At 71.4% G+C, this 13,499-nt stretch carries 18 protein-coding genes and 2 pseudogenes; 13 read left to right on the top strand and 7 right to left on the bottom strand.

Going from position 1 to position 13,499, the window contains the following annotated elements; all coding sequences use genetic code 11:
* Positions 1 to 75: pseudogene (locus ACY35P_RS13130) on the bottom strand (alanine--tRNA ligase-related protein); the annotation flags it as partial.
* On the opposite strand from ACY35P_RS13130, the pseudogene purB reads away from it, so the two are divergent.
* From purB to ACY35P_RS13085, 9 genes and pseudogenes are all read left to right on the top strand, one after another.
* Positions 65 to 1,339: pseudogene (purB, locus tag ACY35P_RS13125) on the top strand (adenylosuccinate lyase); the annotation flags it as partial. The pseudogenes ACY35P_RS13130 and purB sit on opposite strands and share 11 nt — an antisense overlap.
* 1 nt (position 1,340) lies before the next feature.
* Positions 1,341 to 2,474, top strand: a complete 1,134-nt coding sequence (bla, locus tag ACY35P_RS13120; protein ID WP_462116286.1) for a subclass B3 metallo-beta-lactamase — start codon at positions 1,341 to 1,343, stop codon at positions 2,472 to 2,474.
* Entirely contained in the window at positions 2,471 to 2,806 is a 336-nt protein-coding gene (locus ACY35P_RS13115) for a YkgJ family cysteine cluster protein (RefSeq protein ID WP_462116285.1), read from the top strand. The genes bla and ACY35P_RS13115 overlap by 4 nt, the downstream gene beginning before the upstream one ends.
* A complete protein-coding gene (locus tag ACY35P_RS13110; RefSeq protein WP_462116284.1) occupies positions 2,803 to 3,012 on the top strand; it encodes a hypothetical protein in 210 nt (69 codons plus the stop codon). The genes ACY35P_RS13115 and ACY35P_RS13110 overlap by 4 nt, the downstream gene beginning before the upstream one ends.
* Positions 3,013 to 3,091: 79 nt before the next feature.
* Positions 3,092 to 3,232: a hypothetical protein gene (locus ACY35P_RS13105; RefSeq protein ID WP_462116283.1), complete on the top strand. Its 141-nt coding sequence runs from the start codon at positions 3,092 to 3,094 to the stop codon at positions 3,230 to 3,232.
* A 126-nt stretch (positions 3,233 to 3,358) separates the two neighbouring features.
* Positions 3,359 to 4,453, top strand: coding sequence for an NAD(P)/FAD-dependent oxidoreductase (locus ACY35P_RS13100; RefSeq protein ID WP_462116282.1), 1,095 nt, complete (start codon positions 3,359 to 3,361; stop codon positions 4,451 to 4,453).
* 88 nt (positions 4,454 to 4,541) lie between these two features.
* Positions 4,542 to 4,973 (top strand): DUF2231 domain-containing protein, encoded by a 432-nt coding sequence (locus tag ACY35P_RS13095; RefSeq protein WP_462116281.1) that lies wholly within the window; start codon positions 4,542 to 4,544, stop codon positions 4,971 to 4,973.
* Positions 4,966 to 6,273: a PQQ-dependent sugar dehydrogenase gene (locus tag ACY35P_RS13090; RefSeq protein WP_462116280.1), complete on the top strand. Its 1,308-nt coding sequence runs from the start codon at positions 4,966 to 4,968 to the stop codon at positions 6,271 to 6,273. The genes ACY35P_RS13095 and ACY35P_RS13090 overlap by 8 nt, the downstream gene beginning before the upstream one ends.
* A gap of 68 nt (positions 6,274 to 6,341) precedes the next feature.
* Positions 6,342 to 6,737 (top strand): host attachment family protein, encoded by a 396-nt coding sequence (locus ACY35P_RS13085; RefSeq protein WP_462116279.1) that lies wholly within the window; start codon positions 6,342 to 6,344, stop codon positions 6,735 to 6,737.
* A gap of 136 nt (positions 6,738 to 6,873) precedes the next feature.
* Here the strand turns inward: ACY35P_RS13085 and ACY35P_RS13080 are convergent, their stop codons facing one another.
* Positions 6,874 to 7,176, bottom strand: coding sequence for a hypothetical protein (locus tag ACY35P_RS13080; RefSeq protein WP_462116278.1), 303 nt, complete (start codon positions 7,174 to 7,176; stop codon positions 6,874 to 6,876).
* A gap of 10 nt (positions 7,177 to 7,186) precedes the next feature.
* Positions 7,187 to 7,711: a hemerythrin domain-containing protein gene (locus ACY35P_RS13075; RefSeq protein ID WP_462116277.1), complete on the bottom strand. Its 525-nt coding sequence runs from the start codon at positions 7,709 to 7,711 to the stop codon at positions 7,187 to 7,189.
* A 149-nt stretch (positions 7,712 to 7,860) separates the two neighbouring features.
* On the opposite strand from ACY35P_RS13075, the gene ACY35P_RS13070 reads away from it, so the two are divergent.
* Entirely contained in the window at positions 7,861 to 8,718 is an 858-nt protein-coding gene (locus ACY35P_RS13070; RefSeq protein WP_462116276.1) for a DUF6920 family protein, read from the top strand.
* Positions 8,719 to 8,724: 6 nt separating this feature from the next.
* Here ACY35P_RS13070 and ACY35P_RS13065 read toward each other — a convergent pair whose 3' ends face one another.
* Positions 8,725 to 9,282 (bottom strand): DUF3228 family protein, encoded by a 558-nt coding sequence (locus tag ACY35P_RS13065; protein WP_462116275.1) that lies wholly within the window; start codon positions 9,280 to 9,282, stop codon positions 8,725 to 8,727.
* Between the two features lie 43 nt (positions 9,283 to 9,325).
* A complete protein-coding gene (locus tag ACY35P_RS13060) occupies positions 9,326 to 10,138 on the bottom strand; it encodes a DUF2189 domain-containing protein (RefSeq protein ID WP_462116274.1) in 813 nt (270 codons plus the stop codon).
* Between the two features lie 144 nt (positions 10,139 to 10,282).
* Here ACY35P_RS13060 and ACY35P_RS13055 point away from each other — a divergent pair, with 144 nt between their 5' ends.
* Positions 10,283 to 10,906: a trimeric intracellular cation channel family protein gene (locus ACY35P_RS13055; protein WP_462116273.1), complete on the top strand. Its 624-nt coding sequence runs from the start codon at positions 10,283 to 10,285 to the stop codon at positions 10,904 to 10,906.
* Between the two features lie 22 nt (positions 10,907 to 10,928).
* Here the strand turns inward: ACY35P_RS13055 and ACY35P_RS13050 are convergent, their stop codons facing one another.
* Together ACY35P_RS13050 and ACY35P_RS13045 are read right to left on the bottom strand one after the other, a co-directional pair.
* Complete coding sequence (locus ACY35P_RS13050) at positions 10,929 to 11,357, bottom strand: hypothetical protein (RefSeq protein ID WP_462116272.1); 429 nt, start codon at positions 11,355 to 11,357, stop codon at positions 10,929 to 10,931.
* A gap of 154 nt (positions 11,358 to 11,511) precedes the next feature.
* Positions 11,512 to 12,369 (bottom strand): PA4780 family RIO1-like protein kinase, encoded by an 858-nt coding sequence (locus tag ACY35P_RS13045; RefSeq protein ID WP_462116271.1) that lies wholly within the window; start codon positions 12,367 to 12,369, stop codon positions 11,512 to 11,514.
* Between the two features lie 111 nt (positions 12,370 to 12,480).
* Here ACY35P_RS13045 and ACY35P_RS13040 point away from each other — a divergent pair, with 111 nt between their 5' ends.
* On the top strand, positions 12,481 to 13,218 hold the full coding sequence (locus ACY35P_RS13040) for an RNA pseudouridine synthase (RefSeq protein ID WP_462116270.1): 738 nt from the start codon (positions 12,481 to 12,483) through the stop codon (positions 13,216 to 13,218).
* Positions 13,219 to 13,293: 75 nt separating this feature from the next.
* On the top strand, positions 13,294 to 13,499 hold a 206-nt coding region (locus tag ACY35P_RS13035), incomplete at its 3' end, for a hypothetical protein (RefSeq protein WP_462116269.1).

Below are 13,499 nucleotides of genomic sequence, written 5' to 3'. Positions count from 1 at the left end.
GCCGTGGTCGTAGAAGATCTCCGTGCACGGGCCGCAGGGGCCGGTGTCGGCCATCTGCCAGAAGTTGTCCGAGGCGCGCGTCCGCGTCGAGGTGGAATGGCTGATCGCGCTCGCCGCGGAGCCGGGCATCGTCGAGCTCCCCGTCTTCCCGGAGGCCGCGGTGGCCCGCCTTCGCGCGTTCGCCGACGGGCTGTCGGTGGCGGATGCCTCGCGCGTCAAGGAGATCGAGCGCACCACCAACCACGACGTCAAGGCGGTCGAGTACCTGATCAAGGAGCGCCTCAAGGACGACGCCGAACTCGCGGCCGCGCTCGAATTCGTGCACTTCGCCTGCACGTCGGAAGACATCAACAACCTGAGCTATGCGCTCATGCTGCGCCAAGCACGCGACGGCGTGATCGCCCCGCGCCTGGGCGAGCTCATCGCGAAGCTGCGCGACATGGCGCACGCGCATGCCGAGTTGCCCATGCTCTCGCGCACGCACGGCCAGACGGCCTCGCCGAGCACCGTCGGCAAGGAAATCGCGAACGTCGTCGCCCGCCTCGAGCGCCAGCGCGAGGTGCTCGCGGCGCTGCCGATGCCCGGCAAGATCAATGGCGCCGTCGGCAACTACAACGCGCACGTCGCCGCGTACCCGGATGTCGACTGGACGGCGTTCTCGCAGCGCTTCGTCGAGTCGCTCGGCCTGACGTGGCAGCCGTACACCACCCAGATCGAGCCGCACGACGGCGTCGCCGAGATCAGCGATTCGATGAAGCGCATCGGCACGATCTGCATCGACCTCTGCCGCGACGTCTGGGGCTACATCTCGCTGGGCTACTTCAAGCAGGCGGTGAAGGCCGGCGAAGTCGGCAGCTCGACCATGCCGCACAAGGTGAATCCGATCGACTTCGAGAACGCGGAAGGCAACTTCGGCATCGCCAACGCGCTGTTCGAGCACTTCGCGGCGAAGCTGCCGATCAGCCGCTGGCAGCGCGACCTCACCGACTCCACGGTGCTGCGTGCGCTGGGCACTGCCTTCGGGCATGCGCTGATCGGCGTGGATGCGCTGATGCGCGGCCTCGGCAAGCTCAGCGCGAACCCCGACCGCCTCGCGGCCGACCTCGACGCTGCATGGGAAGTGCTCGCGGAAGCGGTGCAGACCGTCATGCGGCGCTATGGCCTGCCGCAGCCCTACGAGCAGCTGAAGGCGCTCACGCGCGGCCAAGGCATCACCGAGCAGTCGATGCGCGATTTCATTGCCGGCCTCGATCTCCCGGCGGACGCCAAGCAGCGGCTGGTCGACATGACGCCGGGCAGCTACATCGGCCGCGCCGCCGATCTCGCGCGGGCGGTCTGACATGTCCCTCCTGCTGGGCGTCGTGCTCGCCCTCGCCCCCGTCGCCGCGGTGCCTGCAGCGGCCCCCGCGGCGCGCTGCTCCGCGGACGCCGGCTGGAACGAGCCCGCGACGCCTCGGCGCCTCTACGGCAACACGTGGTACGTCGGCACCTGCGGCATTTCCGCGCTGCTGGTGACCGGCAAGCACGGGCACGTGCTGGTCGACGCCGGAACGGCCGAGTCGGCGCCTCTCGTCGAGGCGAACATCCGGGCGCTCGGGTTCCGACTGCGCGACTTGCGCGTGATCGTGCAGTCGCACGTGCACCACGACCACGCAGGCGGACTTGCGCAACTCCAACGCGACACCGGTGCGCCCGTCTACGCGCGCCCGGTGGCCGCGAAGGCGCTGCGCGCCGGCCGCCCGTCCGGCGACGATCCGCAGTCGAGCAGCAGCGCATTTCCGAAGGTCGCGCGGGTGCGCGAGCTTCGCGACGGCGAAGTCGTGCGCGTCGGCGACCTCGCGCTCGCCTCGCATGCGACGCCGGGCCACACGCCCGGCGGCACCAGCTGGACCTGGCGCTCCTGCGAGCGCGGCCGGTGCCTCGACGTGGCCTTCGTCGACAGCCTCACCGCGATTTCCGACGACGGCTTTCGCTATTCCGATGCGTCGCATCCCGCACGCGTCAACGACTTCCGCACGGGCATCGCACGCGTCGCCGCACTGCCCTGCGACGTGCTCGTGACCACGCATCCGTCCGCGAGCCAACTCTGGTCGCGACTCGGGCCCGACGCCAGCGCGCCGCTCGCCGACCGCGGCGCCTGCGTCGCACTGGCCGAAGCTGCCACGCGGCGGCTCGACGAACGCCTGGCCGAGGCGGCCGGCCCCCAGCGGCCGTGTGAACGCCACGCCGCTGCGGCCGCCGGTTCTTCGACCGACCGGGCCGAAGGGCGTAGGATGGGCCGGGCACGTCGTCGTATTCGCGCGCTGCGCACGGCCGGACGGCCGCCCGTTTCGCTCCCTCCACGCGTCACCGCACTTCGCGGTCGCCCCTTCGGGAGCAACGCCATGCACGGCGATTCCTTCGTTCCTTCCTTCGACGCTCCGGCCCGCCGGGCGACCGCGCCGCCGCGCGACGCCCGCGGACGTGCGTCGTGAGCGCCCTGCCCGTCCTGCCCGAAGCCGCCGCGGACTGCGGTCGCTGCGACGCCGTCTGCTGCCGCCTCACCGTGGTGGTGCAGCCGGAAGACGGCATCGCCGAGCACCTCACCTCGCTCGGCGACCGCGGCCTGCGGGTGATGGCGCGAGACGAGGAAGGCTGGTGCGTCGCGGTGGACAGCGCGCGGATGCAGTGCTCGATCTACGAGGCACGACCCGCCGTCTGTCGCCGTTTCCGCATGGGCGGGCCCTACTGCGAGGCCGTCCGCGAGGACTACACCCGGGATGGACACCGCTTCATCGACCTTACACTGACCGAAGGAAACGCATGAACACTCGCACCCCGATCCGTCCGCCGGCCTCGCCGACGCCGTATACGCGCCGTCCGGACCTGTCGCGCCAGATCACCAGCGCGCACATCGCCGACCACGTCGCCGCCTTCCAGGCCGCTGGCGGTACCGTCGAAGTGCTGGGCACCACGCCCGTGCTCAAGCGCCTGAAGCCCGACGCCGAGCCGGCCGCGAAGCCCGCCCGCTGACCCCCGCGCGGGGCGCGGCCCGGCGAGTGCCGGACGCGACACCGCGACATTCTTTTTTACCCGATAGGAGCCTCCCCACTTGGCCAAGCCCAATTACTCGTTCGAGAAGCGCCAGCGCGAGATCGCGAAGAAGAAGCAGAAAGACGAAAAGGACGCCCGCAAGCGCGAAGCCCGCGCCGCGAAGAGCCCGGCACCCGAAACGCCGACGCGTCCCGACTGACGGACGCGCCCGGGCCCGGCGTCCGCGCCGGCTCGCCGTCCCGCACTTCAGATCCACTTCACCGGGCCTCCGTCGAGGCCTCGCGCGGTGGCGCCATCGTTCCGTCGGCCTCGACCCCGGAACATCATGGACACCACCGCCTTCGACGCCGACGTCGTGATCGTCGGCGCCAGCTTCGCCGGCGCGGCCTGCGCCATCGCCGCCGCACAACGCGGCCTGCGCGTCGTCGTGCTGGAGCGCAAGCACGACCCCGGCGAGAAGCTGCACACTACCGGCATCATCGTGAAGGAAGCCGCCGAGCAGACCCTGCTCAACCGCGTGCCGGCTTCGATGACGCGCCGCGTGGAGGACGTCCGCCTCTATGCGCCGAGCCTCGCGCAGGTCGCGCTCGCCGCGCCCGGCTACTACTTCCTGACCACCGACACGCCCGCCGTGATGCGCTGGCTCGCCACGCAACTCCGCGAGCACGGCGTCGACCTGCGCCTCGGCACCGCGTTCGCCGACGCACGCGCGATCGACGGCGGCTGGCACGTCGACGGCGTGGGCACCACGCGCTATCTCGTCGGGGCCGACGGCGCGCGCTCGAAGGTCGCGCGACGCTGCGGACTCGGCGAGGTTCGGCAGTTCCTGTACGGCGTCGAATACGAATTCCCGGGCGCGACGCTGGCCGAACCGGGCGCGCTGCACTGCTTCATCAGCAAGCGTTATGCGCCCGGCTACATCGGCTGGATCGCGCAGAGCCCCACCGGCATCCAGGCCGGCCTCGCCCTGCGGCACGATCCCGCGAACGCCCGCGTGCCCGACATCGAAGGCTTCCTGCTGCGGGTCGGGCAGGCCGGCGGGCTGCCTCGCCACCTGCGTCCGGGTGCCACGCGTGCCGGCCTGATTCCCTGCAGCGGGCCGGTGCAGGACATGGCGCGCGACCGGGTCATCCTCGTCGGGGACGCCGCGGGCATCGTCTCGCCCGTCACCGCGGGCGGCATCCATTCGGCCTGGGAGCATGGCTGGGCCGTCGGCCGCGCGATCGCGACCGGCCTGCGCGACGGCGGTCCGCCGCCGGAGGCGGTCGCGGTCGAGGTGGCGCCGCGCTTCCGCGCCAAGCGCGCGCTGCGCTGGGCCTACGACCGCCTGCAGTTCGACTGGCCCTTCGACCTGCTGCTGTACTCGCCGCCGCTGCGCTGGGCCGCCGAGCGCGTCTACTTCCACAAGCGCCGTGCCTGACACGTCGCACTGACGCTTCCTGAACACGGGGACGGCCAGCATGGCGGCGCGCGGACGCTTCTCCGCCGCGCGCCTTCGAGGCCCCCGCATGCATCCGATGCACCCGCGCCGCCGCTCGATCCTCGCCGATACGCTCTTCGGCCTGCTGGATCCCCTGCCCTACGGCTTCTTCGTCGCCGCACTGATCTTCGACGTCGTCTACGCCCGCACGGCCGAGATGATGTGGACGAAGGCCGCCGCCTGGCTGATCGCCTTCGGCCTCGTGCTCGCCATCGTGCCGCGGCTGATCCATCTCGCGCGCGTCTGGCACGCGGGTGCGGACGCCGGTCGCGCCGGGTTCTGGCTCAGCGCGGTCGCGATCGTCGCTGCGATCTTCAACGCCTTCGTCCACAGCCGCGACGCGTATGCGGTCGTGCCCGCGGGCCAATGGCTCTCCGCCGTGACCGTCGCCTGCCTGGCGCTGGCGCGCATCCTCGGCGCGGTGCGCCGCCCCCTGTCCGGAGCGCCCGACCATGACTGATCCGATGCGTCGAGGCGCCTGCGCCCTCGCGTTCGCGCTGCTGCTCGCGGGCTGTGGCCGGGACGCCTCGTTGACGACTGCCCAGCAGTCCGGTGGGAATCCGCCGCTTCCGCGTGCACGCGACTTCCTGCTGCCGCCGATGCAGGTCCCGCGCGGGGTCGGCTGGGCGGACGGCGCCACGCCGACGGTGGCACCGGGCCTCCGCATCGAGCGCATCGCGTCCGGGCTGAAGCATCCGCGCCAGCTGCTCGCGCTGGCCAATGGCGACGTGCTCGTCGTCGAGTCGAACGGGCCGGGGCAGGAGCACATCACCACGCCCAAGCAACTCGCTGCCGGAAAGATCAAGGCGAAGTCCGGCAAGGCCGCGAAGGGCGGCAACCGCATCACGCTGCTGCGGCCCACCGCCAACGGCCCATGGGAATCGCATGTGCTCGTCGAAGGCCTGCATTCGCCGTTCGGCGTGCAGCAGGTGGGCGATGCGCTGTACGTCGCGAACACCGACGCGATCCTGCGCTTCCCGTTCCGCACGGGGGACACGCGGATCACCGCGCCCGGCACGCTGTTCACCGATCTGCCGGACACCGTCAACCACCACTGGACGAAAGCGCTGCTGGCGAGCCCGGACGGGCGCAAGCTCTATGTCGGCGTCGGCTCGAACAGCAACATCGGCGAGAACGGGCTCGACGTCGAATACCGACGCGCGGTCGTGCTCGAAGTCGATGTCGCCAGCGCAGGCAGCCGCATCTACGCCTCGGGCCTGCGCAATCCGACCGGGCTCCAGTGGAATCCCTGGACGCGCGCGCTGTGGGCGATCGTCAACGAGCGCGACGAGATCGGTGCCGACCTCGTGCCGGATTACATGACGTCCGTCCGGCCCGGCGGTTTCTACGGCTGGCCGTACAGCTACTTCGGCGCGCACGTCGACCGCCGCGTCGTCCCGCAGCGACCGGACCTCGTGCGTCGCGCGATCCGTCCCGACTATGCGCTCGGCTCGCACGTCGCCGCGCTCGGCCTCCTGTTCTCGACGGCGAACACGCTGCCACCGCAATTCCGGGAAGGCGCGTTCGTCAGCGAGCACGGCAGCTGGGACCGTTCGCCGCTCAGTGGCTACGAAGTCGTGTTCGTGCCGTTCCGCGGCGGGCGGCCGTCCGGCCCGCCGATGAGCGTCGTGTCGGGCTTCCACTCGCGCGACGAGAAGCAGCTGTATGGCGCGCCGGTGGGGCTCGCCTTCGACCGCGGCGGTGCCCTGCTCGTCGCCGACGACGTCGGCGACACGGTCTGGCGCGTCACGAGCCGTTAGCGCGCGGCTGACCGTCGCGTCACGGCACCTCGCCGATCATCGAACGTCCACGAAACGAGGAGCAAGCGATGCAGAACGTACCCGCGGGAACCCTGGTGGTCGTAGCCGACGGCCGCAAGGCGCGCATGTTCCGCAACGTCGGCGACGCCAATGCGCTGTCGCTGCGCCAGCACGAACTGATGGACGCGGCCGACATCCCGCTGCAGGGCCCGTCCGGCGTCGCGCCGCCGCAGCGCTCGGTCGCCGAGAACGACGAAGCGACGTTCGCAATGCATGTCGCGCGCCGCCTCAACGACGGCGCCCTGACGCAGGACTACGCGCACCTGGTGATCGTGGCCGACCCGCAGACGCTCGGCGAAATGCGCCCGCAGCTGCACAAGGAGACGTTGCAGCGTCTCATCGGGGAGATCCCGAAGACGCTCACCAATTCGCCGCTCGAGGACATCGAGCGCGCGTTGCACTGATCAGGGTATCGGCACGCGACGATCATCGTCGCGTGCCCGATGTGGTCTCTTGCTTGGGGCCGACACGCAACGACCGACGCGCGCCTGCCGGCCGTAGAACCGATCGCAGCCGACGAAGGCTGCGATCGGGGCGGCATCAGCCCGTCTTGCGCTCCTTCCTCAGCCGCGCATCGGCGTCGTCCGGATGCAGGCTCGCCGCCCAGTAGAAACCGGCCTGCGGCAGCAGCAGGTTCGTGCCTTCGCCCGCGTCGAGCTGCAGGATGACGTTTTCGGGGCCTTCCGACGGCGCATCGGGCTGGATGCTCGGCGGCGTCGGGCCGATGTAACGCAATTCCTCGGTGCCGAAGAGCGCCACCGCCTCGTCGAAACTCACGGGCTGGCCCGGACCGAATTCGGTGTACGGCGTGCGGCCGTCGCGGATGTACCAGAGAGTGGGCATCGTCGCGCCCTCAGCCCGGCATGCGCGGCGAACGGAACAGCGACTTCATCGCCGTCTTCGCCTTTGCGTGCGCCATGACGGCGGTGGAAACACCCGACTCCTTCCATTCCTCGTACTGCTCGTCGAGGTGCGCGAGTTCCGGCGCGCTGTAGAGCTGGCTCATCGCGCTGAACATCCGCGTCTCCTCCTCGCGCGCGTGGTGCTCGATCATGTGCATCAGCGCCCGCGCCGAGCCGGCGAACTGGCGCGACCCGATGTCGGCGGCGTGGAGGTCCGGCAACACCGACTGTTCGACGGCGCGATGCTCCTGCATCGCCTCGCCGTGCAGTACGAGCTGGTCGTGCGAGGCGCGTTCGGCGAACGCCGGGTAGAACACCAGCTCCTCCCACTTCGCATGCGGCACCAGCGTCGCTTCCAGCCGCTGCAGCAGTTCCGTGCGCTCGTCCTCCGCGTCGTCGGTCGTGGCCTGCAACTGCTGGAACACGGCGCGCAGTTCGTCGTGCTCGCGCTTGAGGGTGTCGAGGATGTTGCGCATGTGCGGTCTCCGTGGGGGGCCATCGCATGGCAACGCATCGGGCCTTAGTCAGGCGTGATCATCCATCGATGGCAAACGAGGCCGCGCGATGAAACCCGGCCGCGCCTGCATTAGCGTGTCGGGTCATCGCCTACCCCCATTTGGTCGCCATGCCCCTCCGGCTCCTGCTCCTCGCTCTCGCGCTCGTCACCGCGGCGTATGCGCTGGCGGCCGCCACGGGCGCCGTGCGCTGGGCCCGGGTCACGGCCCGCCTGCGCACGCGCCTCCACGCCGAAGGCACCGATGCGCTGGCACCGCGGGTCGACTTCGATGCGCTCGACGATCTCCCCCCGCCCGTCGCGCGCTACCTGCGGCTCGTGCTCAAGGACCGCCAGCCGCGCATCCGGGGCGTGCGCCTCCGCCATCGCGGCGACTTCAACATGGACGCCCGCGGCGAGCGCTGGCGACCGTTCCGCTCGGACCAGGTCGTCGTCGCGCACCGGCCGGGCTTCGACTGGGACGCCGTGGTGCGCATGGCGCCGGGTGTGCCGGTGCGCGTCCACGATGCTTATGTCGCCGGCGAGGGCCTGCTGCAGGCATCGCTGCTGGGGCTCGTCGACGTCGCGCACCTCGCCGGCGGCGGCGCCATCGCTGAGGGCGAGCTGATGCGCTGGCTCGCCGAAAGCCCGTGGTATCCCACCGTGCTGCTGCCGGGCGGCGACGTGCAGTGGTGCGCACTCGACTCCGACTCGGCCGAGGCGACGGTGGTCGACGGCGCCGTCCGCGTGAGCCTCGTCTTCCGTTTCGGCGCGGACGGCCTCGTCTCCGGGGTGGAGGCGGCCGCGCGCGGCCGCACCGTGGACGGCCGCGTCGTGCCGACGCCGTGGGAAGGCCGCTTCGGCGCCTATGCGAGCTTCGACGGCATGGCGATCCCCACCGAGGGCGAGGTCGCCTGGCGGCTGCCCGACCGTCGCCTGCCCTACTGGCGCGGCCGCATCGACGACGCGAGCTACGCCTTCGCGCGGTAAGGTGGGCTAGCCGCGCCAGTTCGCGTGCGAGCGCCAGAACTCCACGCTGCGGCGATACGCCTCGCGATCGATCGGCACGCCCGAGCCGCCTTCCTCCACGCCGAGCGCATTGCGCATCATCGTGATCGGCGCCATCGGTGTTTCCTCGGGCTCGGCGGTGTACATGCAGCCGACCACGCCCCAGTCCGCATCGATCGACGTGCCTTCCTTCGCGAGTTGCTCGCGGCTGTAGAGGATGGGGATCAGATAGTCGGCGACGGGCGGCTCGAGCCCCTCGAACCAGCGCACGAGCACGGGAAGCTCGTCGCGATTGCGCGCCTCGTAGTCCGAGCGCAGCAGGTGACGGTTTGCCTCCGTGACCGGTACCGCCAGCACGCGCGTCGACGTCCAGTTGCGATGCACGTGGAGCTTGCAGAACGGCGCGTAGCCGTCGAGCACCCTGAGCGGCGCGACGTCGTTGAGGTGCCGCTCGAAGGCTTCCGGCGTGCAGTCCTGCACGGTGTTGCGCCGCGGCTCGCGCGGGAACAGCCGCGGGCGGGCGAAGTCGGTGAGGACGATGGACATGCGGCGCTCGTCGGGTGCGGGCCGCCATTATCCGCGCTGTCGCTCAGTCCAGTGCCGGCCACTCCGAGGCATCCAGGATCGCCCGGTAGCCATGCCAGGTCGCGTACGCGAGCCACGGCATCACCAGGGCCAGCCCCAGCAGCGCGGTCGCGAACCCGAGCGCGGTGAGCAGCGCGATGATCGCCGCCCAGGTCGCACAGGCGGGCTTGTTGCGCAGCACCGCGTTCACGCTCGATACCAGCGCGGTCACCATGTCGACGTTGCGGTCGGCCACCATGGGCAGCGAGAACGCGCTCGCCGCGAAGTTCACGGCGCCGAAGACCGCGCCGATCGCGGAGCCCACCGCGACGAATTCCAGCAACGAACGGAGGCTGCCGTCCTCGATCGTCACGAAGGCATTGACCACCATGCCCGCGCGCGACCACAGCAGCAGGACGACCATCTGCGCGATGGCGAACACCGCAGCCTGGCCGACGATGCGCCGGGCACGCGCCACGCAGCCGGCGGCACGCGGCACGTCGCCGCGCTCGAGGGCTCGGCTCACCTCGTAGAGGGCGGCGCCGAGCAGCGGCGCGACGAACACGAAGCCCGACAGCAGCGCCGCCAGCAACGCGAAGCGGCCGAGCCACCACGCCAACGCCGCCACGAGCGCACTGATCGCCACGACGACGAGACCGAACCCGGCGCTCAGCATCGGTGCGCGGCGAAGGTCCCGCCAGCCGGCGCGCAGCCAGCCGAACGGCGCATGCCACGGCAGGATGCGGCACGGCACGACGAACGCCTTGTCGGCCGTCGAATCCCCGGGAACTGGACTGGTTTCCATCGCGTCCTCCCCGACGCCGTGGATGGGCGACACGCTGAGTCGCCGGTGCCGCGCCGTCAAGACGCCACGCCCGGCCGGCCCGCGAGTCCTGCGACCGTCCGAGCCGGCAGCCGCGGCGCGGTTGCCGGGCCCGCGCATCGGCGCGACAGTGGCGCACCTCCGCATTGTTGCGTTCGCATGTCTTCCGGCTTCGTCACCGTGATCGACTTCATCGGCACGTTCGCCTTCGCGATCAGCGGCGCGACGGCCGGCGTGCGCCGCCGCCTGGACCTGTTCGGCGTGCTCGTCCTCGCGTTCGCCGCCGCCACCGCGGGTGGCCTCCTGCGCGATGCGTTGCTCGGGGCGACGCCACCCGCGGCACTCGTCGACTGGCGCTACCTCGCGGTCTCGTCGCTCGCCGGGCTGCTCACCTTCCACCGCCACGGCGCGATCGAACGCCTGCGCAATCCGGTGCAGCTGACGGACGCGGTCGGCCTCGGGCTGTTCGCGGTGATCGGCGCGACCAAGGCGCTGGACCACGGCGTCGGCGCGGTCGGCGCGGTGCTGCTGGGCGGGCTCACCGGCGTGGGCGGCGGCGTCGTGCGCGACGTACTGGTGATGCGCGTGCCGAACGTACTGCAGCGCGAGCTGTATGCGGTGGCTGCGTTGCTCGGCGCGGCGGTCGTGGTGACGGGCCGCGCGCTGCACCTGCCCGCGACGCCGATCGCCATTGCCGGTGCGGTGGCCTGCATCGCGCTGCGGCTGATGGCGCTGCGTCGCGACTGGCAGCTGCCCGTTGCCCGCCCGGCGGACGAGGCGTGACGCGCCGCCCGGACGGGCGCGCTCAACCCCCCGGGTGCTGTCCCAGGTAGTCGCTGACGGCCGCACGTCGCCGCGCGTCGAGCGCCGCCGCGTCGGGCGGCAGCAGGGGTGCTGCCGGCGCGCGCACGGGCTGCGACGGTCGAGACGGCGTCGACGGCGCGCGCGCAGCGGCGCGCAGGCTCGGAATTGACGTTGGGCCGGGTGGGACCGGTCGAAGAGCACGCCCTTCACCGACGGCGACACGCACGGCGTCGCCTCCGAAGCGCACGCGATCACGCGATTCACGAATCCGGTGAAGCAGGCGCGCTTCGCGACGGTCCTGATGGTGCGCGTGGCCCCGGCCGTGACCGTGCCCGCCGCCATGCTTGCCGGGCTTGGCGTCGGCGGACAGCGGCGCGGCAAACGCGAGCGCGGCGAGCGCGAGGAGGACGAAGCGGGCGATCGTCTGCATGCGCCGATGCTGCCGCGCACCCACTGAAGCTACCGTCGAGACGGACGCGGTCCGCGGCCGGCGGGTCAGGCGTCGCTCATGCGGCACGCCCGGGGGCCGCCCCGTGCCCGCACGCTGCCCCGATCGCCGGGATCGAGGCGCGCCGCGACGGCGCTCAGTCCTCGTCGTCCTGCGCTTCGCGACCCTGCTGGCGGATGAGCGCCAGTTCGCGAGCGTCGTTGATCGCATCGCGCACGGAATCGAGGTCGACGCTGCGCGCGTCGTGCACGAAGACGCCCGTGAGTTCGGTGTCCGGCTGCAGTTCGCCGGCCTCGAACAGTGCCCACATCTCCTCGCCGTGCCACGTGTCGAGCAGCTCGGGCGCCCAGCGGCCGAGGCTCGCGGTGAGGTTGTTGACGTCGCGCAGCAGCATCGTGCGCGCGGCGTTGTTGCCGCCCGCGCTCACCACCTGCGGGAAGTCGATCACCACCGGTCCGTCCGGCCCGACGAGCACGTTGTATTCCGACAGGTCGCCGTGGATGAGGCCGCAGCACAGCATCCGCACGACCTGCCGCACCAGCACGCGGTGGAACTCGCGCGCCTGCACGTCGGTGAGTTCGACTTCGCCGAGGCGGGGCGCCGAGAAGCCCTCGGCATCGGTGACCAGCTCCATGACCAGCACGCCGTGGAAGTAGCCGTACGGCTCGGGCACGCGCACGCCGGCCTCGCGGAGCTGGTACAGCGCGTCGACCTCCGTGTTCTTCCAGGCGGTCTCCTGCTGCTTCTTGCCGTACTTGCTGGCCTTGCCGATCGCGCGCTGCTCGCGGCTTCCGCGCACCTTGCGGCCTTCCTGGTACTGCACGCGCTGCTTGAAGCTGCGCTGCGCCATGTCCTTGTAGACCTTCGCGCAGCGCACGTCGTCGCCCGCGCGCACCACGTACACCGCCGCTTCCTTGCCGCTCTTGAGCGGTCGCAGCACCTCGTCGATGACGCCGTCGTCGATCAGCGTCTGCAGGCTTGCCGGAGTCTTCACGGTATCTCGCGGGAGCCGCGGCGGGGCCGAGCGGCGGGCGCCTAGTGTTGCAGGTAACGGCCCGTGGCGCCCCGCCGGCTACACTGCGGGCCCTCGACCCCGGGCTTTCCGATGACCGAACCGGTCCGACTCGCGCGCCGCGTCGCCGAACTGATGCAGTGCTCGCGCGCGGAAGCCGAGCAGTACGTGCGCAATGGCTGGGTGTCGGTGGACGGCGCCGTCGTCGAGCTCCCGCAGCATCGCGTCACCGACGAGCGCATCGAAGTCGATCCCGCCGCGCAACTCGATGCGGTCGAGCCGGCGACGATCCTGCTGCACAAGCCCGTGGGTTTCGACGCCATGACCGGGCCGAACCCGGCAGCCGCGCTGGTCACCGCGGAAACCCGCTGGGCGGACGACCCGTCGGGCATCCGGCTGCTTCAGCGGCATTTCCACCGGCTGACCCCGCTGGTGCCGCTCGAGCGCGAGTCCAGCGGCCTGATGGTGCTCACGCAGGACGGCCGCGCCTGGCGCCGCCTCACCGAGGATGCCGACGAGATCGAGCACGAATACCTCGTCGAGATCGAGGGCGAGCTCGGCGTCTACGGCATGTCGCAGCTGCGGCTCGGGGTCGACGATCGCGGCCGGCCGCTGCCGCCGCTGCACGTCAGCTGGCAGAACGAGAACCGGCTGCGCTTCGCCGGCAAGGGCGTGCGCGACCGCGCGCTGCGGCACGTCTGCGAGCGTGCGGGCCTAAAGGTGATCTCGATCCGGCGCCTGCGGATCGGCCGCATCGGCACCGGCAAGGGCCCGAACGGCGGCATGCCGCCGGGCGCATGGCGCTTCCTGCCGGTGGGCGAGAAGTTCTAGCGTCCCGTCCGGGTGACGGGCGCGTTCAACTCCGGCCCGTATGCTGCACTGCAACAGACGCGTGCCGGAGTCGCCATGAACCCCCTCTCGAACCTGCTCGCCCGCCTCAAGCCGCATGCCGCCGCGACCTCGGACGCCGCCGGCCACATCAACCGCGCGCTCGATGCCGCCGGCCTCGGCGGGTCCGGCCCGGGCGCGGCCGTGCGCAGCACGATCGATCGCGCGCTTGCCAGCGCCGGCCTGCAGGCCGCGCCGCATGAAACCGACGACGACAACGACAC

It is taken from the genome of Lysobacter xanthus (genome assembly GCF_047159895.1).
Note: the sequence above shows the minus strand (reverse complement) of the source record. Positions and strands in the feature narration are given on the sequence as shown.

Excerpts from the sequence above, each read along its gene's own strand:
- ACY35P_RS13065 (WP_462116275.1), bottom strand. The coding sequence starts at position 9,282 with ATGTCCATCGTCCTCACCGACTTCGCCCGCCCGCGGCTGTTCCCGCGC.
- ACY35P_RS13040 (WP_462116270.1), top strand. The coding sequence starts at position 12,481 with ATGACCGAACCGGTCCGACTCGCGCGCCGCGTCGCCGAACTGATGCAG.
- ACY35P_RS13080 (WP_462116278.1), bottom strand. The coding sequence starts at position 7,176 with ATGCCCACTCTCTGGTACATCCGCGACGGCCGCACGCCGTACACCGAA.
- ACY35P_RS13050 (WP_462116272.1), bottom strand. The coding sequence starts at position 11,357 with ATGCAGACGATCGCCCGCTTCGTCCTCCTCGCGCTCGCCGCGCTCGCG.
- ACY35P_RS13070 (WP_462116276.1), top strand. The coding sequence starts at position 7,861 with ATGCCCCTCCGGCTCCTGCTCCTCGCTCTCGCGCTCGTCACCGCGGCG.
- bla (WP_462116286.1), top strand. The coding sequence starts at position 1,341 with ATGTCCCTCCTGCTGGGCGTCGTGCTCGCCCTCGCCCCCGTCGCCGCG.
- ACY35P_RS13055 (WP_462116273.1), top strand. The coding sequence starts at position 10,283 with ATGTCTTCCGGCTTCGTCACCGTGATCGACTTCATCGGCACGTTCGCC.
- ACY35P_RS13085 (WP_462116279.1), top strand. The coding sequence starts at position 6,342 with ATGCAGAACGTACCCGCGGGAACCCTGGTGGTCGTAGCCGACGGCCGC.
- ACY35P_RS13090 (WP_462116280.1), top strand. The coding sequence starts at position 4,966 with ATGACTGATCCGATGCGTCGAGGCGCCTGCGCCCTCGCGTTCGCGCTG.
- ACY35P_RS13100 (WP_462116282.1), top strand. The coding sequence starts at position 3,359 with ATGGACACCACCGCCTTCGACGCCGACGTCGTGATCGTCGGCGCCAGC.
- ACY35P_RS13110 (WP_462116284.1), top strand. The coding sequence starts at position 2,803 with ATGAACACTCGCACCCCGATCCGTCCGCCGGCCTCGCCGACGCCGTAT.
- ACY35P_RS13075 (WP_462116277.1), bottom strand. The coding sequence starts at position 7,711 with ATGCGCAACATCCTCGACACCCTCAAGCGCGAGCACGACGAACTGCGC.
- ACY35P_RS13095 (WP_462116281.1), top strand. The coding sequence starts at position 4,542 with ATGCATCCGATGCACCCGCGCCGCCGCTCGATCCTCGCCGATACGCTC.